The sequence below is a fragment of the Mesorhizobium shangrilense genome, from assembly GCF_028826155.1.
GTDB classification, from domain to species: Bacteria; Pseudomonadota; Alphaproteobacteria; order Rhizobiales; family Rhizobiaceae; genus Arvimicrobium; species Arvimicrobium flavum.
The window spans coordinates 64,204-87,127 of sequence record NZ_JAQGPN010000005.1 but is presented as its reverse complement, the minus strand read 5'-3'; the positions used below and the strand labels follow the sequence as shown (position 1 = coordinate 87,127).

Sequence of the window (22,924 nt, the reverse complement as noted above, 5' to 3'; positions counted from 1 at the left end):
GGTTCAGCCGTCCTGCCGCTCAGGTTGGAGCAAAGCCATCTTTCTAGAAAAACGATTAGCATATTCAAATTCATAATTACAATATGGCAATTACGAATTCAGGATTTGGCGTCCATCGTCCTGCGCCAATCCTGCGCTTCCGCGTATTTGGTACGCAGATAGCCCATCAGCTCGATGAAGGCCTCCTCGGCGGCGCGCTGGTTGCGGCTGTAGACACCGAGCAGGATGCGCCGATGAAAGCCGCAGATCAGCATCCGGTCGCGGAACTTGAACACCACCATGTTGGCCGGCGGGATCAGCACTTCGAGCAGTCCCTGAAGGAAGAAGCTGTACACGCCGTTGCCGGTGGCCTGGGCCAGCGCCTGGTGGAAGCGCACGTCGGCAGCGCAGAAATCGACGTCGCTGATTGTGGCGTCTTCCTGCAGCGCAAGTTCCCGCTCCAGCGCGGCGAGATCGTCGTCGGTGCGCCGCTGCACCGCGTAGGTGACGCACATGAGGCCCATGTCGTGGCGGAATTCCGCTATGTCGATCAGGGAAAAGGAGCCGAGGCTGGACAGCATCATCATGATGCCGACCATGTTCTCCCGGGCCTGCTCGAAGCTCGGGCGGTTGACGAAGATGCCGCCCCCCGGACCCCGCTTGGAGCGGATGAGGTGCTGGGCGGCCAGGCGTTTCAGCGCCTCGCGAATGGTGGGGACGGATACGCCGTAGCGCTCCGCCAGATCGTCTTCCGTCGACAGGCGCTCGTCGATCTTCAACTCGCCGTTGAGGATGCTGTCGCGGATATTGTCCGCGATTTGGCGCGTGATGTTGCGCGGCGCTTCCGCGCCTGTCTCCGCCTGCTGAAGGGGTCTGGCGTCGCTCATGGTTTCCCTTCCCGGTGATCCTTGTCAGCAGAATGCCGTACTCTAGGCCTGCAGACAACCTATATTGACAGCGCGATTTCAAATTGTGATATGGGAATTACGTCGGGGAGGGTCCATAGCCAGAATTGTTTCCAAGGAAGCAGCGGCCTCGTCGCACTCTCGCGGCTCCGCGGGCGTGAAACCCTCATGCCGGCCACGGAAACTGGAAGGTTTTCCGAAAAGCGAGGCGACATGATGGATGTGACGGGCACGATTGCCGCGACTGTGTTCAACGAGGACACGCTGAAGGCCTATCTCGCTTCGACGCCACGGCTGAGCCACGTGTTCGGCGGCGAAGTGGACAGTCTGCGCATCCATGAGATCGGCGACGGGAACCTGAATTTCGTCTTCTTCGTGCGGGGCGACAAAGCCGCGCTGGCGCTGAAGCAGGCGCTACCCTATTCACGCATGTCCGGCGGCGCGCGCGCACTGACCTGCGAGCGGCTCGCCTTCGAGACCAAGGCCCTGCAGATCTTCGCCCGGCTTGCGCCGGCCCACGTCCCGGCCGTCCATCACTATGACGCAGAAAGATCGCTGATGGCGCAGGAGTTCCTGTCGCCGCACATCGTCATGCGCAAGGGAATGATCGAGGCCATCGCCTATCCGCATTTCGCTGATCACATCTCCACCTATCTGGCGCAATGCCTGCACGGCACCTCGGATTTCGCGCTGGCGGCCACTGAAAAGCGCGAGCTGGTGGCTGATTTCGCCCGCAACATCGAATTGTGCGAGATCACCGAGCGACTGATCTTCACTGAGCCCTTCACCAACTCTCCCAACAACAGATGGACCAGCCCGGCGCTGGACGGGCAGGTGGCGCAGCTCCAGTCGAATGTCGCGCTTAAGTTGCGCGTGGCCGCGCTGAAGCAGAAATTCCTGACCCGCACGGACGCCCTGCTGCATGGCGACCTGCATTCGGGCTCGATCATGCTGACGCCGGATGACACCAAGGTCATCGATCCCGAGTTCGCCGTGTTCGGCCCGATGGGTTTCGACATCGGCATCCTGGTCGGCAACCTGCTGCTGAACTATTTCGCACAGCCCGCTTATGAGGCGAGCGTCGGCGAACGCGGCCCCTATGGCGATCACATCCTCGCCATGGTGCAGGAAATCTGGTCGGGATTCGCGTTTAAATTCGCCGCGCTCTGCCGGGAAGCTCCCGGGGACGGCATCCTGTCATGCGTCGGCCTCGAGTCGAGCGATGACGCGAGGCAGGGGCGCAACGCCTTCGTGCATGCCTATCTGGATGAGGTTCTCCAGGACACGATCAGCTATGCCTGCGTCGAGATGATCAGGCGCACCATCGGCCGCGCCCATACGCTCGACTACGACCTGATCGTGGACGATGGGCTGCGGGCCAAGGCCGAAAGCGCATCGCTTGCCTGCGCCGTCGAAATCCTGGCCCGACCCGTCGGCGTTGGATCGATCACCGATCTATGCCGCGCCAGCCGCGACTTTGCCCGCAGCGCCGGCCGTCAACCGCAAATGCCCTGAGGATGCCGACACGCTGATGGCGCTCGCATTTGTTGACGACCTCGCAGCCGCCTCGGAAACCACAGCGATCTCCAACGAGGTGGCAAGCCTCTGCGGCGCTGAACTTATGGTCGCGCCGTGGAGGCGGCAATCTGGGGCATACCCTTTGTCGCCGTGAGACGCGCAATGCACTCCTCCCCGCTCAGCGTTGATGACAAGCCGCTACGCCGTCCGTTCAGGCAACCTCACGCTCACGCCTTCCGGTAGCGAAGGCGAACTCGGGGCTTGGAAAAAACGATGGTTGACATGCTCTCGGCTCAGGGCTCCGCAACATGCTGCGTCGGCAAGTGGCGCGCCAGACGGGACCAAATGCCGGGGTCACCGATCGCGGTCTCGCCGAGCGGTGTGGACCATCCCGTACCTGACACGAGGTTTCGACGCCCCCGCAGGAGCGAGCTTCAGCGCAAAGCGATTGACGCTCATTTTGTCTGTTCCTTCCCACGCTCACCCTGTTCTCGGCAGGGCTTTGTCCCTGGCGCGCAGCAACGCCATGAGGACGGGCCCGATGGAAAACTGCCCTGCCCTCGCCTTGTGGGTCAGGCTGCGCAGATAGCCGCCGGCGCTGGAGATGGCGTCGGCCCGCTGCAGAATGGCGGCGACGACGATGGCGGCGTCGGCCGGCCCGATGACCTCGCAGGCCTGGCGCCACGCATCGGGACTGATGCCGAGCGCGGCGCGGGCAAGATCCGCGGTTGCCACCAGCCCCGCCCAGTCCGAAATGCCGTTTCGGGCGTAGTCGACGATGTCCGGGCAGGCGCGCAGCACAAGGCTTAGCGGGTAGGCTGACGTTTGGCGGTCCTGCGGCTGTTGCGGCAAGCGCTCCGCCTGTTCGGTAGGCGGCGTGGCTGCCCCCTGCTCCTTTCCGGAGCGAGGTTCAGATTCAAGATTAAGGTCTGGGTTTGAATTCTGTTTGTGGCGCTCAGTCTGAGACTCATTGGCGCTCGTATTCTTGGAATTAACGTGTCTTTCCAGGATGTTGCGGATTTCATCGGCGAGCTGGGCAAAGGCCTCCGCGAGCGGCTCGAGCTGGGCCGCCGTGGCCGTCCGCGGAATCCGGAGGGCGAGGAGGCGGTAGCGCTCGCGATAGGCCAGCCAGTCGCCGCGCATGCCTTCGTCCTGGCCGAGCTCGATCATCTTGCAGATGTCGCGGCGGCAGATGGTGAGGCGTTCGCGCAGCAGATGGAGGGCGCGCCGCTCGGCCCGCACGGTGTCGGCCAGCCGCTCGAACTCGGCCGCTCGGGCAACGAGCGGGGTCAGGTCGAAGCCGAACGCCTGCTCGATCGCACCGCCCTGCCCCTTGCGGGCGAAGCGCTTGCCGTTCGGACTGTCGCGCCGCACGATCAGGCCACACTCGACGAGCACGGCGAGATGGCGTCTGAGGGTTGCCGGGGCCATGCCGTGGGCGCGCAGCGACAGCTGGGCGTTGGACGGGAACACCAGGGCCCCCTCCCCCGAAAGCTCGGCGTCGGGATGGAACGAGATCAGCGCCGACAGCACCGCCAGGGCGCGTTCGGTGGCGCCGAGCATGCTCCTGGCCTCGCAGACGGCGCGAAACACGCGCCATTTGTCGACCACGGCGTCTGGCGGACAGGTTTTTGCGGTGCGCTGGCCGTTCACGGCGGCAAGCGACAGCGGCCTCGGCCCGAAGGGCGAAGCTGGGATATGCGTTTGCATGGTCTTTCACCTTGTCTAAGGCAAAAGAAACCTGCCCGTCAAAACGACGTCCAACTGCTTGACAGTGATTCGTGGAAATGCGATTCTCAGTCTGCTACAACTTTGAGAGAGGCTTCCACGACGTCAGTCGCCCGGGGGCCTTTTTCTTTTGCGGCTTCAGGTCTCCTGTTTCGCCGTCCAATCGGCGTAAAGTTCGTCAAGTCGATCGCTGATGTAGGCGCCGAACCCCTCGTCTTCCTGACCGGTCTTGAGAGAAAGCGTATACGCCCTGCCATTGGTCCGGATCGTTGCTGTCACTGCGCCCGTATTTGACCTCCAGACGCGAGCCTGTGGCATTGGCTTCTGCTTCCTGGACACCTCGGCCAGGATGGCCATGAAACGGTCGTCCGAGTTCAGGGCCACGAAGCCAGGCGTTTCGATTGTCTTGAGGACGGCGCCGAGGATTTTCGGATCTGCGATCCTGTCGGCGATCTCCATCCATCGGCGCCGTCCAGCAGAGGGCGCAGCGCCAATGGCTTTCACGATCGACGCGGGCACGGTCTTGGCGACGGACAACAGCTTGGAAAGCTCCGTCTTGTCGGTCGACAGCGCTTGCATGATGACCTCACGGCCGAAGCCGTGGCTTTCGAGGCCGCCAGCAAAGGACGCTCGTTCGATATAGGAAAGGTCCTTTCTGGCCGAATTCTCAATGCCCTGTGCGACGACGAGTTGATCGTCGGTCATGTCCCTGACGACCGCCCTCACCTGGCGTCGCAGCAGACGCAGTGCGCGAAGCCGCCGGTGTCCGTACGCGACCTGGTAGCGGCCTTCGCGTTCGGGATGCCGCCTGACAAGGATCGGCACTTCCTGGCCGTTTGTCTCTATTGACGTGACGAGTTCGTCCGTGGCGGTCATTTCGCCGTCGAGACGATCACGGATGAAGGAGCCGTCGATCAGGGCGGGATCAAGCTCAACAATCTTCTCGCCCGCCGACAACGCTTGCTGCAGCTGGCGCGCTTCTTCGTCCATCCGGTCGAGAGCGAGACCCATGGTGCGGACGGGGCCCGCGAGAACACGAGCACCCTCGCCTGTCAGGTTGGCCGCGGCCAACTCACGCGACGTGTCGGTGAAGATGCCGGCAAGCTTGTCACGTCTGCTCATGGCCGGCCCCACACCTGCCTGATGCCGCCGAGGATCTCGCCGTTGACGGCATCAAGCGACTCGATCGCGCGGTCAAAGGTCGATCTGCGGACCTGACCCCGTTCGATTTCATAGAGCGTCTGCTTGGTCAGGCCGGCATCGGCAATGGCCGTCGACTTGAGCACCGTAGCGGCCAGGACCTCGTCGCCGAACAGGCTGCGAAGCAGCGCCACGATCTGGGCTTGCGGGCCGTCATGCGGTTCATTGCGGGTAATGACGTAACGGATGAAATCGTGATTGAGGTCGCCGCCCGCCTTGCGGACGACGGACAGCAGATCCGAGGTCATCAAGAGGAATTGCGACATGGAGGCGACGTCGACCATCTGCGGATGGATGGTGATCAGCAGGCTCGTAGCTGCACAGACGGCGCCGAGCGTGAGGTAGCCGAGTTGCGGCGGGCAATCGATGACGACGATGTCGTACTCGGATTCGACCTCCGCCAGGGCGACACCGACACGCTTGAAGAAGATGTCGCCATGCGATGTCTTGCGCTCGATCAGTGCCGTCGGGGTCTCATGCTCGAACTCCATGAGCTCGAGATTGCCCGGCACCAGATCGAGGCCGGCGAAATAGGTCTTGCGGATGATGCTGCTGAGAGGCCGACGCTTGTCGTCGTAGCGTATCGCGCCATAGAGCGTGTCGCCATCCTTGAGGTCGAATTCAGGCTGCACACCCAGCATGGACGAAAGCGAGGCTTGGGGGTCGAGGTCCACGGCAAGGACGCGATAGCCCTGCAGGGCCAGGTACTGGGCGAGATAGATCGTCGTCGTCGTCTTGGCGCTGCCGCCCTTGAAATTGGCCACGGCGATCGTTTGCAGTTTCTCGCCGCGCCGGCGCCATGGCAGGTAGGATAACGCGTCGCGCGGCTTGACCGTGGCCATGTGGTGGCGAAGCACATTGATCTGCTCCAGCGTGTATGAGCGGCGGCCCGTCGACGACATCTCCGGCATCGGGCCCTTGCCGTCGATCGACAGTTGGCGCAGATAGCCGTCGGAGACGCCGATTAGTTGAGCAGCCTCGCCGGAGGTGAAGGTCTTGAGCGCCTTTTGTGAGGATGGGGGGAACAGCCGTTCGCGCAGCATCTGCAATTGCATGGAGAGCTGGCGCGCGTGATGCGATATGCGGGCATCGGACGAACCCGCCGTTGGTACGTTTTGTGTCTGCAACATCGATTTCCCCTTTCGATGCGCTTTTTAGCCCGCATGTATGAAAAATCCGTATCAAACATGACATGATTCGGTAACCACGCCAAGAAGCCATCAAAATCAACAAGATGCAGGCCGAAAACTGGAAAGTTGGCCGCGGCCAACTTGTCCGCCAGCGAGCAGGACCGGCCCGACGTCGCAGCCGCGCGCCAGGAGTGGGTCGCCCGCCAGCCGAGGATGCGGCTTGAACCCCATCGCCTGACGTTCATCGACGAGACCGGAACCACCACAAGGATGACGCGCCTGCGCGGCCGATGTCCAAAAGGCCAGCGGCTGCGCTCGAAGGCACCGTTCGGGCACTGGAAGACCCAGACCTTCATCGCCGGGCTGAGATGCTTCGGACTGACCGCGCCCTTCGTGGTCGACAGGCCGATGAACCGCTGCATCTTCGAAACCTATGTCGAGACCCAACTCGCACCGACGCTGTCCAAAGGCGACGTCGTCATCCTCGACAACCTCGCCGCCCACAAGAGCCCAAAGGCGCAGGCCGCCATCCGGGCGCGTGGCGCATGGATGCTGTTCCTGCCGCCCTACAGCCCCGATCTCAACCCCATCGAGATGGCCTTCTCAAAGCTGAAGGCTCACCTCAGGACGCGCGCCATCCGAACCATCGACCGCCTCTGGCAGGCCATCGGCGACATCTGCACCCTCTACCCATCAACCGAATGCCAGAACTACTTCAAGGCCGCCGGGTATGCCTGAATGCACGCCGCTCTAGGGTTTCGCCAGCGCCCCAATGTTGGCATCGGTGAAGCGGTTAGGGCGGATACCGTCCCGGCGGTCGATGTTGAACTGCGCGTTGCGGCCGGTCCCGTGCCGACGCCGTCCCGTCGTGGGGCCCCTCGCCGCCTCGGCACCGGTGCCTGCTTCCCGGAACCGGCAGTTGGTGCGTTGGCAACGGCGCGAACCCACTCGCGCGATGGCGCATTGGACTCCGGTGACGGTTTTGACTGAAACTCGGATAGCGGCCCATCGTCTTCGAAAACTGGAGCGCGTCGTCGACCTCATGCAACCTCCAGCGCTCCGATAGTCGCTGACGCCCTCTTCTTCCACAAGGCGACGAACTCGGCGCACGGGCTCGGGCGTTGGGCGGTAGCGGTTTAAGGTTGCTGATTTACCTGGGATCCAGCGTCAGCAGCGTTCCGCCGAAACCGAAGACGGCGCGGACTACGGCGCGTTGGATTGCCCCCTGGGCGGGCTGGGGGCGGATGTCGCGCAGGTCGCGCGTGACACTGCAGCGGAAGCGCGGCGAGTGGAGCAGCGCTGGCGGCTTCGACGTAGCCCGCGCGCGATCGGTGAACGGCGTAACTGCCGGGGCAGGGGAGGGCTCATTCCGCCCTCATCGATACGTCCATGTCCAACAGGCGATCGACGATGGCCGGCACGTCGTCCCTCGTCGGGTTGGCTTCAGTCTTGCGAGGGTACACGCAAGGATGAGCGAGTCCTCATCCATGATGAATTCCAGCGTGACTTGTGGGCCGAACGCGATGACGATGCGTCGGAGTGGCTTCCCGTCGCTACGAGATAGCTCCGAGGCGGAAGCGGTTATCAAGCAAGCAGAAATCAACATGTCGGAGCCTCGGCGGAGACTGGAGTGATCAGCCAATCTGCCGCCGGAATAAAAGCATCGCCAACCAACCGGACGCCCGGCCGGCAGCACGGGAGGCGCCAACCTTGAAGGCGCATGATCACGCCGGGGAGGGGCATTTGCTGGCGCACACATGCGCCATTTCATCCCGTGGGGGATGTTTTGTCTGAATGAACCGGGTGCGTTCTACTGATCGTCCCGATCGGTTCTTTTTGTGGAACCGCAGCCATGCATCTGCTATCATCATCCCGATGGGGACGATTTCATGCAGACGATCACAGACGCCAAAAGCCTCGGCTCGTTGATCCGCAAGGAACGAAAGGCGCAGAAACTGACACAGGAACAGCTCGCAGCAGTTGCGGGGGTTGGAGTACGTTTCGTGCGCGAGCTTGAAGCCGGAAAAGAGAGCTGCCAGATAGGACGCGCCCTTCAGGTGGCCGCCACCCTGGGACTCAGCATTTCTGTCGACAGCCGGCGGGAGAGCACGTCGTGACGGAGCTGCTGGATGTCTGGTTCGGCCAGGCGAAAGCGGGTGTTCTTCGTCGAGACGAGGCGGGCGCGCTCAGCTACGCTTATGATGTCGGCTACCTGGCCGGACGAGAGCCGCGCGCCATCTCATTTGCCATGCCGTTGCAGGAACCTGCCTACGCGGATCGGATCGTGCGTCCGTTCTTTTCCGGCCTGCTGCCGGATGAGGGCGCAAGACAGCGTCTCGCCGGCGCGCTCGGCATTTCAGCCGGCAATGCCTTCGGCTTGCTCGAGGTGATTGGCGGCGAATGTGCGGGGGCGCTGTCGCTCTACCCGGCCGGCGCGGCGCCGCCCTCGGACGACGACGGCATCGAAATGTTGACCCCGGCGCGACTCGAAGAAATCCTCGGCAGGCTGCGTGAACGCCCCCTGCTTGGCGGCGAGGAAGGCGTTCGACTGTCACTCGCCGGCGCGCAGGACAAGCTTGCAGTCTGCGTCGAAGGCGAAGGTATAGGGCTCGCCAAGGGCGGTCGACCCACCACGCATATTCTCAAGCCGTTCGTTCAGACGCTCGACGGCACCGTCGAGAACGAACTGTTCTGCCTGCGCCTCGCGGCTCGTCTGAATCTCCCTGTCCCTGCGGTCGAAATGCGACAGGGCGGGGCGGTCCCGTTCCTGCTGGTCGAACGCTACGACCGCGTGCTACACGAGGATGGAACAATTGCGCGCCTTCATCAGGAAGATTTCTGCCAGGCGCTCAGCGTGCCGCCGGAACTCAAATATGAAGATGAAGGCGGACCGGGCACCGACAGATCCCTCGACCTGATCGCCCGCGCCACCGCACGCCCGGCGGCTGACCGTCTGACATTCATCCGCATGCTTATCTTCCATTACCTTGTCGGCAACGCGGATGCGCACGCGAAGAACTATGCCTTGCTCTACCGGGGAAAGAGTCCCGATCTTGCGCCCCTCTATGACGTCGTCTGCACGGCCGCCTATCCAAGATTGGCGAAAAAGCTCGCCATGGGCATCGGCGGACGCTCAGTCCCAGACACAATACAGCTTCAGCACTGGCTGACGCTCGTCCCGGATACGCGTGGCGCGCAGCGTCTGCTGATCAAAGACATGTCTGACTTCGCGGAACGCGTCAAAGGCGAAGCCGACGCGCTCCTGACCGCATTCGAGGAGGCCGGCATCACACATGAAATCCTTACGACCATTTGCAGAGTCATAGAAACCCGCGCGACGCATCTGCTGCGAATCGCCGCGAAGACTTGAATGTGTCCGCAAGAACGATTGAAACCCAAGGCTCAAGGCACTCGACACGCGACGCGGATTTTCGACATGAGCAGTCGGACCGCATCCTGGCGGTTTGGGCAAAGGGGAGGGAGGACACCTCGACAGCCGCGCGCAGGCCACGACTGCCGCATCCGATCGAGCCGTCAGCTTAAGCCACAGGCATGACACTGTGCCGGGTCCGCCGGACGGTCAAGGCCCGTATTCTCGACCTCATCCCCGTTTCGCGTATCGAGCCTCTGGCGGTCGGCGGCCCCATTGCAGGGGCAGCCGTTGAGATTGGTGATTCATCTGAAGACGTTCGCAGCTGATTTGAGGGCCACCGGGCATCTTTGAATACCCCACTAGAAACGACCGATAAGCCGGCATTATCGCTCCTATTGACCCGCCGACGCCTGCCGCGCTTTCGGCGCAATCTGTTGCCGCTAAGCGCCGCCAATAGATACGCCGCCGAAATATGGATTTGGATCCTTCCGAGACCCCCACAGGCGTCCCCGCTCCGCTGCACTGCCCGGTTCCCGGCTGGCTGCGGCCGGGCAAGATCGGCCTGGTGAGCCGCAATTTGCGGCCAGCCCGGGCTGGCCGCGCTCGATCGCGTGATGCACGATCAGCCACTGTGCTCGGGCCTCTGGCAGCAGCGCCTGCAACTGCAGGCGGGCGCTGTCGCCTGCAGGCATCTTGGCCGCACGGAAACCGAGCAGAGCCTGCGCGATCTGTGGCAGCTGCGCACCGACGGCCGCGCCGTCGGACCGGCCGGCATGGTGTTCAAGGCCTACCAGGCGCTGGTGGTGCAGACGGTTGGCCGGAACAATGCCACCGACCTCGTCGCGCCGTGGGTCGCCGATGCGTTGCCGGCCGACGAGCTGGGCTGGACGGGGGCACGGCCGTTGCTGTCGAGCGAGCTGCCAAAGCGGCCCGCCTGCGCCGCGCGGCGGCCGCTTCCCGGGGAGCAGGAATGGCGGGATGCCGCCGCGCTGGCAGCGGCGGTGGCTGCGGTGCACGCCGTCGATATCGCCAACGAGGTGGCGCGGCGGGCCGCCAATTTGGAGACGGTGGCGGGGCGGGTCCGGACCAAACAGGCCGGGGCCGTCGTCAAGGTACGTTGACCGTGTCGCAGCTGAAGCCGATCTTGTCTGATCGCGCCGCGCGGCGGCTCCTTGACCGACTGGTGGCGCTCGGCGGGGTGCGGGAGTTGTCGGGCCGGCCAATCTTCCGGATTTACGGGCTTTAAGCATGTGGCGCGGGAAAGCAGCAGCGGCAGGGCAGGCATGGGATCGCGAGCTGGCGGATGTGCCGCCGCCCGAGCGCTGGCGCGGGTCGAGGCGGTGATCTTAGCTTCGCCCGCCCCCCGTCGGGCGGGAGGTGCTATCGAAATTGGTCCGGCGGCGGCTGTAGCCTCGAGGCCCATATCGACGACATCCGCGCCGAATTGCGGGACCGCCCCTACGAGATGGTGGCGGTGGCTGGCGGTTGGCAGCATCGGACGCGGCCGCGCTTGGCGGGCGCGATCCGCGCCTTGGGGATCACGGCGGTGGTTGGGGAGCTGTCGCAGCACGAAAGCCTGGTGCTGATGGCCGTTGCCGATTTCCAGCCGGTGACGCGCGGCGAACTGAGGCGCATCTTTTGCAAGGAGGTCAGCCGCGACACCATCGCCGCGTTGCCGGCGATAGCCGGATCGAGGCCGGGCCGCGCAGCCCGCAGCCGTGCGCGCCCTACGCTTATGTGACGACGCCGGCCTTCTTGTCGCGGTCCAGCTGAGACGCTAGGCGATCTGCCGGATCTCGAGCAGCTGGAAAATGCCGCGCTGCTGAGCAAGGCGGCCCTGCTCGAGCACCCGACCACGAGGGCCCCGCTTCGCGTTTCGATCCTGAGTCTGCCGGAAAGCGGAAGCATGGCGGCCGTCGGCCTGCATGAAATTCTGGGCGAAACCCAGAGAAACGATCGGGCGCCGTCCCACCTTGGTCCTCTGGCTGCCTGTTCCTATTGGTCTTCGGCGGGCTTATCGCCGGCGAAGGACACACACTCAGCCGGGTTGATCCCGACACGCAGAATGATCCAAATTCAACACGCTATCCAGCAGGACATTGGCCCCGGCGACGAGGCTGTCGTCGGGCGTGAACTCCAGCGCGTTGTGACTGATGCCACCAATGCTGGGGACAAAGATCATAGCGGATGGCGCGATGACCGCCATCGTCTGTGCATCATGGCCCGCACCTGAGACTATGCGTCGGCAGGAAAGGCCGCGTGCCTTCGCCGTGCGTTCGACCAGGTCTACGAGGCCCTCGTCAAAGGCGACAGGCGTCGTTCGGACCAGCGTCAGAAGCTCAACGCCAAGATGGCTCTCAGCTGCCATTTCCCTTGCGAATATCTCCAGAGCGCCATCCTCACGCTTGAGCACGTCCTCATCCGGACTGCGCAGATCGACCGTGAGCACTGCACTGGACGGGATCACATTGATCGCATCTGGTTCGAAACGCACCGAGCCCACGGTGACGACGAAACCTGAATCGATCGCGGAGGCGCGCTCGTGCAGGTAGCTGATGATACGGGCCGCGCCGATGCCAGGATCGCGACGCAGCGACATTGGCGTGGTTCCTGCGTGGTTGGCTTGACCGCAGATGGTCAGACGTTTCCAGCATATTCCCTGTACGTCGGAAACCGCGCCGATAGCGATGCCTTCCGCTTCCAGGATTGGCCCCTGTTCGATGTGGAGTTCGAGGTAGGCAAATGGCCGTAGAAAGCCCGGTTCACGTGCTCCGAGGTAGCCGATGCGTTCCAGCTCCGACATAAGAGTCGGACCGTCGATGCCCACGGAGTCCAAGGCGTCGTCGACCGCCAATCCTCCTGCATAGACGAGGGATCCCATCATGTCCGGCGCGAAACGAACGCCTTCTTCGTTGGTGAAAGCGCAAACGGCGAGGGGTCTACCTGTCGAAACACCTGCTTGTTTCAGAGTCTCAATCACCTCGAGGCCGGCGATGACCCCGTAGCAGCCGTCGAGTTTGCCGGCCCCGATCACAGTATCGATGTGCGAGCCAAGCATGATCGGCGCCATGCCGCTGTTCTCATCGGTTTGCCAGATGGCAATGATGTTCCCGACGCGATCGATCTGCACATCGAGCCCCGCGGCCCTGCACCATTGAACAAGGCAATCGCGTCCGAGCTTGTCGGCGTCCGTGCCCGCCAGCCTTGTGAGCTGGCCGTCAGCATCTCGTCCTAGATCGCCAAGCTTGCTGAGGCGATCGAGCATGCGTTTTCCATCAATCGCGAGATTCACGATGCCTCCTGACCGTCTGGGGAGCTTTCTTCATAAGGTTGACGTCTACAGCCTGACGAATTCGGACAACCGATCGCCATGTGTAAGGCGGTCCCGCAGCTCCGCGGGCGAACCATTGAATTGGATGTTTCCCCTCTCCATGAAGATCACGCGGTCGGAAACCTCCAGAGCAAACTTCATCTCATGCGTGACGATGACCATGGTCCGCCCGGACTTGGCCAGATCGGCCATGATCTTCAGGACTTCCCCCACCGTTTCCGGATCAAGCGCCGAGGTTGGCTCGTCGAACAAGAGTACTGAAGGCTCCATCGCCAGGGCCCGGGCTATCGCAACGCGCTGTTGCTGACCGCCGGAAAGCTGGTGCGGATACTTGTTGGCGTGCGCAAGCATGCCCACCTGGGCAAGGATCGCCTTCGCCGCGGCCTCGACTTCCTGCGTCGATCCCCGCTTGTGATAAAGCGGGCCCAGCATCACGTTCTGCAGCACTGTCTTGTGCGGAAACAGATTGAAGCTCTGGAATACCATCCCAAGTTCGAGTTTCCGCTCCGCGCCGTTCTCCAGCGGCACATCAAGCGTCTGCTCACTTCCCGCGAGGAACGCCTTGCCCCGCAGGTAGACAACGCCCTTTTGCAGCGTCTCAAGCCCGTTCAGGGTACGGATGAGGGTGGTCTTCCCAGAGCCGGAAGGCCCGATGATGGAGATGACCTCGCCGTGGTCGACCGCAAGGTCGATGCCGCTGAACACGACGTTGGCCCCGAACCGCTTCTCCCCGTTTTGCAGCCGGATGGCCGGTCCGGCAGAGCATTCCTGGTGAGCCTTCGACCGTGCGATGGGGGGCCCCTTCCACTCCGCGTCCGACAGGGCTGTCTGTTTTCTGGAAAAATCGAGGTGACGTTCCAGGTATTTCAACAGGCTGTCGAAGACCGTGACGATCAGGACGTAGTAGAACGCCACCGCCAGCATGGTCTCCATGACCAGAAAGTTCTGGGTGTAATAGCGCTGTCCAACGAGAAGGATCTCAGCGAGCGAGATCACCGAGACGAGTGAGGTCAGCTTTACGATCGAGATGTATTCGTTGCCGAGCGCGGGCAGGGCTATCCGCAGCGCTTGCGGGATGACAATCAGGCGCTGAAGGCCAAGCTTCGACAGGCCCAGGACGTGCCCGGCTTCGTACTGCCCCTTGCCGACGGCAAGCAGAGCTCCGCGATGAATCTCTGCGATGTAGGCCGTTTCACTGAGCACAAGTGCGATCAGTCCGGCAACGAAGGGAACTGAAAGCAGCGCTCCGGTCGACGGGAATGCCTGCGGCAGGTTGTAGACGAATATCAGCAACACCAGGAGGGGAAGACTGCGGAAGAACCACGTATAGGCGGACGCCACCTGGCGGATCGCCCAAACCGGCGACTGCCGCGCCAATGCGATTATGAAGCCGAGGATGACGCTCAAGATCCAGCTGAGCAGGCTGAGTTCGACGACGAGGAGGGTCGCCCACCAGAAGTCCTTGCTCCAAAACAGGCTGAGTGCGTAGTTCCAGTCAAAAGTCATGGGGCCCCCATCGGCAGACCAGGAAGGGCCGGCCGCCATCGCGGCCGGCCCACTGGTTCAATTTGAAAGTGATGTCGCGATTTCCTCAGCAGAGGGCATCCCAAGATTGTATTTCTTGAGAATTTCGTCGTAGGCGCCGGAGGCGACCAGTTCGTTTAGCTTGTGCTCAAGTGCATTCTTCAGTTCGACGTTGCCCTTCTTCACACCCAGTCCGATCACCACCGGAAAGAGGATCTCGTCAGATGTGATCTTCAGCCGTTCGCCGGATGCAATGACGGCGGCCTTGGAAACCCCGGCGTCGTCGAAAACGACATCCACACCGCGGGACAGCAGTGCCTGGGCGGCTTCCGCCGATGTTGCATACTCTTGGATCTGCATCGGGCTCGACGCGCAGTCGGTATCCGACGCGTTCTGCAACTGCGGGACCCAGGCGGCGCCCTTGAGATTGCCCACCCGCTTTCCGCACAGATCTGCCGGTGTTTTGGGCGCGAAAGTGTCGTCGCTCCTGACGACCAGCGATCCGCCGGTCTTGGCATAGGGAACATAGTCGACGACCTTGGCGCGAGCGGCGGTCACGTAGAGCGCCGACGCGATGACATCGTACCGGTTCGCCTGGAGGCCGGAGATGAGGTTCGCAAAACGGGTATCGATGAACTTGGCCTCGAGCCCGAGTTCGGGGGCGATCAGCGCCATTACGTCGGCATCGAGACCTTTCGTTTCCCCGTTCTCGACATAGTCGTACGGTGGGTAGACCTGGTCGGAGCCGATCTGCAGAACTCCGAGGCTGATCGTCTTCACGTCCTCTGCTTGAGCAAGATCCGCCATGCTCGCCGCCATCGCCACGGCAAAGGCTCCCGTCGCCAGGCGATTGAGAAGTGTATCGAAATTCAATCTCATAGTGCTCCTCCGGTTGAAGGAAGGCATTCGCGCCCTCCGGATTGTTCGTTCTCGAGAACCGCTATCGGATGATCGGCAATTCTCGCGGCGCCCTTTTGGTAAGCAGACGGGAACCGTCGCGTGTCACGACGATATTCTCCTCATGGACGATCATTTTGCCGGGCGCGTACTCCATGCCGGGCTCGATCGTCAGAACCATGTTCTCGACGATCACGGTGCCGTCGCCGATCCTATGCGAGGGCGGCTCGGTCAGTTGCAGGCCCAGCCCGTGGCCCAGGCGACCAACGTTGTTGCCGATGGCGCCGGCGTCCTCGATGATCCTCGACATTGCGCGGAAGACATCGTCGGTCGTCGCGCCCGGCACCGCCGCCGCAATGCCGGCTTCGGTCGCCAGCCAGAGGGCTTCGTGAACGCGTTCTGCTTCACTGGAAACCTTGCCGATCGCATAGTTGCGGTCGAAGTCGCAGAAATAGCCGTCGAAGGTCGACCCGGTGTCGATGAACAGGATATCGCCGGTTTCAAGCTGCCGATCGTGCGGGCCGCAGACGATCTGGGGCACGCCTCCGAGACCGGAGATCGCGGGCATAAAGGGAGTTGCGTCGGCGCCTCGGCGGGCAATGTCGATGCGGAGCTTGCGAACCGCCTCACGCTCGCTTTCGCCCACGGAGATCTGCGACGGAAGCGCTTCATAGGCGTCGCTTGCGATCTGGCAGATGTAGTGGATATGGGCGATTTCGGCCTCTGTCTTGACCATTCGGATCTGCCAGAGGCATGGCGACCCGTCCTCGATCGACGACCCCAAACCATCGCGTAGCTTCAGGAAGTCAGACACCGGCATCCGCAAGGCCATCTCGCGTCCCATTTCAGCGCCGATGCGCCCGAACCTGCGCGGAAGCGCCTCGATAGTCGACTTCAACAGGGAGATGCCGTCGTCCTCGGGAAACGGCGCCGGCCACGTGCGGATGTCCTTCACCCAGGTCAACGCCATCTCTGGCGCGCCAATCTCAGGAATCACGGCGATCGGCGCACCTTCAAGCGGCACGACGACGAACCAGGGCCGTGTAGGGCTTTCCCAGAACTGGCTATCAAATCCGGTGAAATAGCGGATGTTCGGAGGAGCCGTGACAAACAGGGCGTCAAGCCGATGATCACGCATGATCTTTTGAGCTCGAGCGACGCGGCGCTCGAATTCCGCCGGCGTGAAGCCGCGCTGTGGACTCTTGAGTTGTTCTGGCAATTCGGTCTCCTTCGGGTAGCGGGTGTTGGCGCGCGCCGGGCCGGCACGCATGGTCAGGGCTGCGTTGCGCTTGAGGCTGTTTCAGCCGATGTCCTGCGGCAGACGCCCGACTATGTCTCGATAGGAACCGGGATCGGTCGCGGTTTCGGTGTTGATCAGGAGCACACGGCTCTTGGCGTCCATCCCGAAGACGCGCCGGGCATCTGGATCGGTCGCCACCGCCATCAGCCCAGCCAAGCCGGCAGCCCCACTTTCGCCGGCGACGATCGACTGCCCGTGTCCTTCGCGAAACGCCAGCCTGCGCATCGCCTCACGGGCGTTTTCTTCCGTCACGGCGATGAAGCCGGCTGCGACCTTGCTGAGAATACGCCAGGCGATCAGGGACGGCCTGTAGCACTCGAGCATGGCCATGATGGTCGGCTCCGATGGCGTTGTGCTGACAAGCTTCTTGACCTTTGCGCTCTCATAGAGGCAGGCGGCGCGGTCGGGCTCAACGATTGCCGTCACGATCTTTTGGGGGGCCAGCGCCTCGGACAGGAAACCGGCAATACTGCTGGCGAATCCGCCAACGCCCGCCTGCAGGAAGACGTGGGTGGGGGGCTCGGACCCAAGTTCCGAGATCTGCCTGAGCGCTTCCTCCGCCAGAACAGTGTAGCCCTGTGCGACCAGGCTTGGGACCCGTTCATAACCCGGCCACGAGGTATCGGACACGAGCAGCCAACCGTTCTCTTTGCTCACCCGCTTCGAGGCGTCGACCGAGTCGTCATAGGATCCCTCGATTTGAACGATTTCGTCAGCACCGATGGCACGCGCTCGCGCTTCGCTGACGCCAGCATGTACGAAGATGACAGATCTGCAGCCGAGCAGCCTGGCCCCGGCAGCAACCGAGCGTCCATGGTTTCCATCGGTGGCACAGCAGACGGTGACCGTCTTGGCGAACTCCCTCGCCGTGGGCGACAGAAGCTGTGCAACCCGCACCTCCTCCCCCAAGTGCTTTTCGAGCAATCCCTTGACGAGGACCATGACGGCATAGGCGCCACCAAGCGACTTGAAGCTGCCGGCATTGAGACGCAACCCTTCGTCCTTGATAAAGACGGCGCCGACGTCCACCGCCTTCGCAATTTCGGGCAGCGTATGCATTGGTGTCTCGCTCACCTCGCCCCATAGCGACAGGAATGGCCGCACGGTCGCCGGAACGTGTGTTCCCACGCTGGATATCTCCACCGCGCTGAGGGGGGCGCCGAATTCGGACATGTCGTTGGTAAGGTGCATAAGAAACTCTCTCTGCTCGTTGGGAGAGAGATTATTTCGCTTGGCGCTTTTTTTGTTCTCTTTGTTGCCGATATCTGCGAGAAAAAATTGTCCAGGCGCGGCCCGCGGTGCAGCTTTCAGTCGGGGAGGGCAGATGAGCCAGAATCACAGATCCACCATCGACAACTTCGATCTCAAGATTCTCCAGATCGTTCAGACGGACAGCCAACTGCCGCAACGTGAGGTGGCGGAGCGAGTGGGGCTGTCCACGCCCGCGGTCGCAAGAAGGCTCTCCAGCCTGCGTGACCGCGGAGTCATCAAAAAGGAGATCGCGGTTCTCGATGAAGCCGCTGTGGGGCGACCGCTCACCATTGTCGTGGAGATCACGACCGAGAATGAGAGGCTCGACCTGCTCGACGAAATGAAACGCAGGTTCCTGAGCTGTACGCAGGTGCTCCAATGCTACTACGTTACCGGCGAGACCGATTTCATACTAATCGTCAATGTCAAGGATATGACCGAGTATACCGAGCTGACGCGGCAGCTGTTTTTTGAAGGCGGCAACGTAAAGAGCTTTCGAACCTGTGTCACGATGGAGACTGTCAAAGCACATGGCCCCATCCCGCTATAGTTGATCAACTGCCTTCCAGACGCGCAAACGGTCTTGCGATGATCGCCAGCGAAGCTCTGTGGCGCATCGCCGAACTCTATCACGCAGAAGACGACATCCGGGCCAACCAGCAGAGGTCCTACGCCAGGAGAGAAGCAGGCCGATCCTCGCCGACTTTGAGGTTTGGCTGCGCGAGAAGCGTCGTCATCGTTGTCGTCTCCAGGGCGGGCGTGGCTTAGCGATTCCAAGGATCTCATACGAGAGGGAGTTCCAGCGGACGGTGGAAGCGGTGAGGCGGCTTGGCGTCAAAATGGTTGGCGATAGCCACGCTGGTTCTTCTTGAGCTGGAATGACGGCCTCTGCTTCCGGTGCTGTTCGAAGGTGTCGAGGCGGGCTGGCCGCGCGTGCCGATACGACCCCGTTTGCGGGTCACACAGCTTGCGCCGAAGAGGGGAGGGGAGAGGCGCGGCTGCCCTTGCCGACGTGAAGGCCGCGTCAGGGAACTGCGATCCTCTCGTTCGCCTGGGTGCCGCGCAGGCGGCCGGCAACCTTCCTCCCGAACAGAGGATGGATGCTGACGGCGCGCTGCTTGCCGATGAGACACGCGCCGTCCGGGTGGCCGCTGTCACCGCTCTCGGCAATGCGGCGATCGCCGATCTGCTCGGCGACCAACGACGAAGCTTCGACGCGGCGCTGGAGGATCTGCGCCCTTGAGGCACAGAATGCCTACGGCCTCTTCCTGATCGGTCAACGTCGAGCGGCCGAAGCTGAAGCCGCGCTGCGTCGCGTCATTCGCTCGACGGTAGCCTTGCCGGAGCGCACGCCAATCTCGCTGAACTCTATTGGGCCACCGGTCAGAACGAGAAGTCTGAGAGTACCTATGCCGCGGCCATTGCGATATTGCCGGAGGATCCTCCGCTACGGTCACGCCCTGGCGCTCGTCCGTACGAAGGACCTCACGTGCGCCATCGAAGAGTGCAAGGAATCCGTGCAGGTCGCCCGTGCCAATGCGCGATACAGCACAACGCTTGCGCTGGCGCTCGACTCTGCCGGACCGAAGATGCCTTCGAGGGGTTGGATCAGGCCGTTACAAGTGGGGTTGCCGACTCACACTTGCTGGGGCGGCCATTCAGCTTGGCCTCAAACTTCGCCGCTCTCGCGACACGCTCAAGCATGCCGAAGCCTTGGCGCTCCTGCGGGCCAAACAATCGGGAGATCGCGAGACTTGTCAGCCGGCTACGCAGTGCAGGCAATGCCGACAACCAATTCGACGTCGCCGGTTGAAATAGCTGCAAGCATTCCATCCTCGATTGGCTCTTCCACACACATCGCTATGCCCGCTTCCGGGGGCAACCCGGATTCCCCCATCCGTTTCCCGGGCCTGCGCTACATCCACCAATCCGCGCTGTTTCCCAAAGTCGCGGCGATTCGGCCGGGATCAGACAAAATGTCCGCATCGTCCAGCTGATAGGCGCGGATATAGTCGACCTGCATTTCAGCGGGCGTCGCCAGCCCGTCCTTGGGCGTTCCGGCCACCCCTCCGACGGCCAGGTTGACCAGCATGTACATCGGCTCGTGCATGTCGTCCGGCGTGTCGGCACGAAACACCTCGACATCGTCGAAATACCAGACGAGCTGGTCCTCCGTCCAAAGCAGGCCGTAGGTGTGGAAACCTTCGGTGTCCGGCACGTTGACGGCCGATCCGACCGTGGTGCGGCTGCCGGTCTCCATGGAATGGGCCGAGACCTGGACCGTGTGCGGATCCTGCCCCCGCATTTCCACGACATCGAGCTCCGGCGGCCAGGAGCCATCCGCCGGTAACAGCCAGAATGCCGGCCAGACACCGTGATTGTCCGGCATGTCGGCGCGGATCTCGAAATAGCCGTAGGTCTGGGAGAAGGATTCCTTCGTCGTCAGCAGGCCCGATGTGTATTCGTAGTTGTTGATATGGGGCCGGATCGCTTCCGGAGCCCGCGCGGCGGTGATCGTCAGCACGCCGTCCTGGACGCTGAACGGCTTGACGGAACTCGTCGGACCATACTCATGGTCGATGTACCATTGCTTTTCACCGTTAGAGGTCAGCGAGCTGCCGTTCTTCGCGCCCCACCAGAAATTGGTGTCCCAGGTGCCGCTGGCACCGTACCGAAGGCTGAGCGCGTCGAACTCGTCGGCAAAGGACAAGGTGAGGTCGGACCGGTCGAGGCTGAGCTTGAAATGGCTCGCCGTGAACTGCCCGACGTTCGCGTTCGCAAACACCAGTTCCTCGCCATGCCCGAGGTCGAGCCGCACATCGGCGCCGGACTGCACCATGTTGGCCCTGACTTCCTCGAATGAGCTGAATCCGTAGCCGTTCAGGCGAACGGTGTCGTGGCTCTCGAAATCGAGGATCAGATCGCTTCCGGTGCCCGCCGCGAAGATGAAGATGTCGGGGCCGGTTCCGCCCTTCAACACGTCGTCGCCCAAGCCGCCGTCGATGGTCTGCCGGCCGGAGCCACCGCTGATGATGTTGTTGTCCGCGTTGCCGATGGCATAGCGCCCGTGGCCGGTGACGACGAGGTTTTCGATGTTTTCGGGCAGCGTGTAGCTCATCCACGTCTCGACGGTATCGATGCCGCCGCCAGGCTGTTCCGAAGCCCGGTTGATACTGGAATAGAGGTGGTAGATGTCGTCGCCGGAACCACCGAACATCGTGACGTTCACGCGGCTGTCACCCCACAGGGAGTCGTTCCTGGCGCTGCCGAAAAGCTGCGGACCGGAGTTCGTCGCCGAAAAATGATTGACCGACGAACCGCTGTAGGGAAGAGGCACGCCTTTGGCGTTGAGGACGGTGGCCATGGTGGTCTCCTGTTGTTACGTCACGTCCTCCCGCCAACATGCTGGCATCGGGGCCGGTTCCCTGGGCGACCCGCCTCACCGCTAACATTTGCGACAGGACCTTTGGGCGCCGACCAGAAAAGCTAGTCGGCTTACTTATCCTCACAGAGCGCTCCGCTTGGACATTGGGCGAAAAGCAATCAGCAAGCCTATGCTGCGACCCTTTCCCTCGTGGCGGCCGGACGGGCCCGAAGGCGATGGCCGGCATTGAACAGGAAAGCAAGGATTGCGGACCGGTTTGCAACGCCAAGCCCGATGACCGCCGCGAGCACGGCAAGGCAGGGCAGCACGAAGAAGGTGACCGGGAACAGATCCGAGCCGTAGTTGCCGAAGACGCGCCGGAAGATGATGCCGGCGAAGTTGAACAGGATCGCATGGCTGCAGAACAGGAAGAACGTGTACGGCTCCAACCGCGTGAACAGTTCGGAAAGCGCCGACCGCCGGATGAGTTCGGTCATTTTCCAGAAGCCCGCCGCCATCGTCACGCGCAGCAGCGTGTCGAGCGTCAGCCGGAGCGTTTCGTCCATCTCCGACAGCAAGATGCGCTCGATGCGGATCGTCAGGAAGATCGCCGCCATGACGACGAGGCCGATGGTGAGAAATCCAGCAGCGCGGTCGATCGCATCCCCGCGGAAGCCGCCGATTCGCAGCCACATGCCGAGCCCGAAGAACAGCATCAGTTGCGGCCTTTGCAGGATGTGGAGATTTTCGCCGAACAGCGTGAAGGCGACCAGCAGCAGCAGGGTCGCGACCGGAGCGCGGCGCAACCCCAGATAGAGAATCGGCGCAAACAGGCAGCAGACGAACAGGTCCCGCAGGAACCATAGCGGCACGACGAGCGGCCATTCGGTGATGGCAAAAAGCGCATTTGCCAGGCCGCCCGCGCTGAGTTCGGGAAAATCCCGCCAGTTGCCGGACATCACGCCATAGGCCGCAAGCAGCAACAGCATCAGGAGGTTCCAGGCGAACAGAGGCACCACGAGCGTCTTGAACTTGGAGACGAACAACGGGATCGCGCCAACCTTGAGCAGGCTCGAAACGATGAAATAGCCGGACACGATGCTGAGCAGGGAGACCGAACTCAGTCCCATCAGGCGCGTCAGGATGAAGTAGACGATGTCGAAGAAGCCGGCGTCACGGTCATAGACATTCTCGGCGATGCCCGGCTGGACGTGCACGAAGGTCATGAAGAAGATGCAGAGCGTGCGCGCGATCTTGATGCGGTCCGATATCTCTTTCCCGACCGGCGCTGCCGTGTCGTCGGGCGCGAGAAAAAAGGCACTTCTGGTCACATGCATCTCCCAAACCGCTGATTGCCGTGGCGTTCCCGGCGCCCTGCCAAGAACCGCTCGTCAAGCCGCGAAGGACGCCGACGCGCGATGCGG

19 protein-coding genes and 1 pseudogene are annotated in these 22,924 nt (G+C 62.4%); 9 read left to right on the top strand and 11 right to left on the bottom strand.

What is annotated here, in order from left to right; translation table 11 throughout:
* Positions 1–98: 98 nt before the first annotated feature.
* Positions 99–866 (bottom strand): FadR/GntR family transcriptional regulator, encoded by a 768-nt coding sequence (locus tag PD284_RS26630; protein WP_274631362.1) that lies wholly within the window; start codon positions 864–866, stop codon positions 99–101.
* A gap of 231 nt (positions 867–1,097) precedes the next feature.
* On the opposite strand from PD284_RS26630, the gene mtnK reads away from it, so the two are divergent.
* A complete protein-coding gene (mtnK, locus tag PD284_RS26625; protein ID WP_274631361.1) occupies positions 1,098–2,399 on the top strand; it encodes an S-methyl-5-thioribose kinase in 1,302 nt (433 codons plus the stop codon).
* 483 nt (positions 2,400–2,882) lie between these two features.
* Here the strand turns inward: mtnK and repC are convergent, their stop codons facing one another.
* The 3 genes from repC to repA all read right to left on the bottom strand — a co-directional run bounded on the left by repC (position 2,883) and on the right by repA (position 6,460).
* On the bottom strand, positions 2,883–4,112 hold the full coding sequence (gene repC / locus PD284_RS26620; protein WP_274631360.1) for a plasmid replication protein RepC: 1,230 nt from the start codon (positions 4,110–4,112) through the stop codon (positions 2,883–2,885).
* Between the two features lie 156 nt (positions 4,113–4,268).
* Positions 4,269–5,252 carry a plasmid partitioning protein RepB gene (repB, locus tag PD284_RS26615; RefSeq protein WP_274631359.1) on the bottom strand — a complete coding sequence of 328 codons (984 nt, stop codon included), beginning with the start codon at positions 5,250–5,252 and terminating at the stop codon, positions 4,269–4,271.
* Positions 5,249–6,460, bottom strand: a complete 1,212-nt coding sequence (repA, locus tag PD284_RS26610) for a plasmid partitioning protein RepA (RefSeq protein ID WP_274631358.1) — start codon at positions 6,458–6,460, stop codon at positions 5,249–5,251. The genes repB and repA overlap by 4 nt, the downstream gene beginning before the upstream one ends.
* A 108-nt stretch (positions 6,461–6,568) precedes the next feature.
* On the opposite strand from repA, the pseudogene PD284_RS26605 reads away from it, so the two are divergent.
* The 6 genes and pseudogenes from PD284_RS26605 to PD284_RS26920 form a co-directional block, all read left to right on the top strand.
* A pseudogene (locus PD284_RS26605) lies at positions 6,569–7,198 on the top strand (IS630 family transposase); the annotation flags it as partial.
* Between the two features lie 1,151 nt (positions 7,199–8,349).
* A complete protein-coding gene (locus PD284_RS26600; RefSeq protein WP_274631357.1) occupies positions 8,350–8,577 on the top strand; it encodes a helix-turn-helix domain-containing protein in 228 nt (75 codons plus the stop codon).
* Positions 8,574–9,830 carry a HipA domain-containing protein gene (locus tag PD284_RS26595; protein WP_274631356.1) on the top strand — a complete coding sequence of 419 codons (1,257 nt, stop codon included), beginning with the start codon at positions 8,574–8,576 and terminating at the stop codon, positions 9,828–9,830. The genes PD284_RS26600 and PD284_RS26595 overlap by 4 nt, the downstream gene beginning before the upstream one ends.
* A gap of 578 nt (positions 9,831–10,408) precedes the next feature.
* A complete protein-coding gene (locus tag PD284_RS26590; RefSeq protein WP_338036703.1) occupies positions 10,409–10,954 on the top strand; it encodes a DUF1403 family protein in 546 nt (181 codons plus the stop codon).
* 2 nt (positions 10,955–10,956) lie between these two features.
* Complete coding sequence (locus tag PD284_RS27015) at positions 10,957–11,079, top strand: DUF1403 family protein (protein WP_411956302.1); 123 nt, start codon at positions 10,957–10,959, stop codon at positions 11,077–11,079.
* Positions 11,080–11,277: 198 nt separating this feature from the next.
* Positions 11,278–11,574 (top strand): SMC-Scp complex subunit ScpB, encoded by a 297-nt coding sequence (locus PD284_RS26920; protein ID WP_338036700.1) that lies wholly within the window; start codon positions 11,278–11,280, stop codon positions 11,572–11,574.
* 297 nt (positions 11,575–11,871) lie between these two features.
* On the opposite strand, the gene PD284_RS26580 is transcribed toward PD284_RS26920, so the two are convergent.
* The 5 genes from PD284_RS26580 to PD284_RS26560 all read right to left on the bottom strand — a co-directional run bounded on the left by PD284_RS26580 (position 11,872) and on the right by PD284_RS26560 (position 18,013).
* Complete coding sequence (locus PD284_RS26580; protein WP_274631407.1) at positions 11,872–13,128, bottom strand: Zn-dependent hydrolase; 1,257 nt, start codon at positions 13,126–13,128, stop codon at positions 11,872–11,874.
* A 42-nt stretch (positions 13,129–13,170) separates the two neighbouring features.
* Positions 13,171–14,670, bottom strand: coding sequence for an amino acid ABC transporter permease/ATP-binding protein (locus PD284_RS26575; RefSeq protein ID WP_274631355.1), 1,500 nt, complete (start codon positions 14,668–14,670; stop codon positions 13,171–13,173).
* Positions 14,671–14,727: 57 nt separating this feature from the next.
* Positions 14,728–15,567 (bottom strand): transporter substrate-binding domain-containing protein, encoded by an 840-nt coding sequence (locus PD284_RS26570; RefSeq protein WP_274631354.1) that lies wholly within the window; start codon positions 15,565–15,567, stop codon positions 14,728–14,730.
* Positions 15,568–15,628: 61 nt separating this feature from the next.
* Positions 15,629–16,855, bottom strand: coding sequence for a M24 family metallopeptidase (locus PD284_RS26565; RefSeq protein ID WP_274631353.1), 1,227 nt, complete (start codon positions 16,853–16,855; stop codon positions 15,629–15,631).
* Between the two features lie 30 nt (positions 16,856–16,885).
* Positions 16,886–18,013: a diaminopropionate ammonia-lyase gene (locus tag PD284_RS26560; protein ID WP_274631352.1), complete on the bottom strand. Its 1,128-nt coding sequence runs from the start codon at positions 18,011–18,013 to the stop codon at positions 16,886–16,888.
* A gap of 196 nt (positions 18,014–18,209) precedes the next feature.
* Here PD284_RS26560 and PD284_RS26555 point away from each other — a divergent pair, with 196 nt between their 5' ends.
* Both PD284_RS26555 and PD284_RS26550 read left to right on the top strand, forming a co-directional pair.
* A complete protein-coding gene (locus PD284_RS26555; protein ID WP_274631351.1) occupies positions 18,210–18,686 on the top strand; it encodes an Lrp/AsnC family transcriptional regulator in 477 nt (158 codons plus the stop codon).
* A 546-nt stretch (positions 18,687–19,232) separates the two neighbouring features.
* On the top strand, positions 19,233–19,379 hold the full coding sequence (locus PD284_RS26550) for a hypothetical protein (protein ID WP_274631350.1): 147 nt from the start codon (positions 19,233–19,235) through the stop codon (positions 19,377–19,379).
* A 672-nt stretch (positions 19,380–20,051) separates the two neighbouring features.
* Here the strand turns inward: PD284_RS26550 and eglC are convergent.
* On the bottom strand, positions 20,052–21,500 hold the full coding sequence (gene eglC, locus PD284_RS26545) for an endo-1,3-1,4-beta-glycanase EglC (RefSeq protein ID WP_274631349.1): 1,449 nt from the start codon (positions 21,498–21,500) through the stop codon (positions 20,052–20,054).
* Positions 21,501–21,688: 188 nt separating this feature from the next.
* The gene (locus PD284_RS26540) at positions 21,689–22,831 is read right to left on the bottom strand and encodes an acyltransferase family protein (RefSeq protein WP_274631348.1); all 1,143 of its coding nucleotides are present in this window, start codon (positions 22,829–22,831) and stop codon (positions 21,689–21,691) included.
* Positions 22,832–22,924 lie beyond the last annotated feature (93 nt).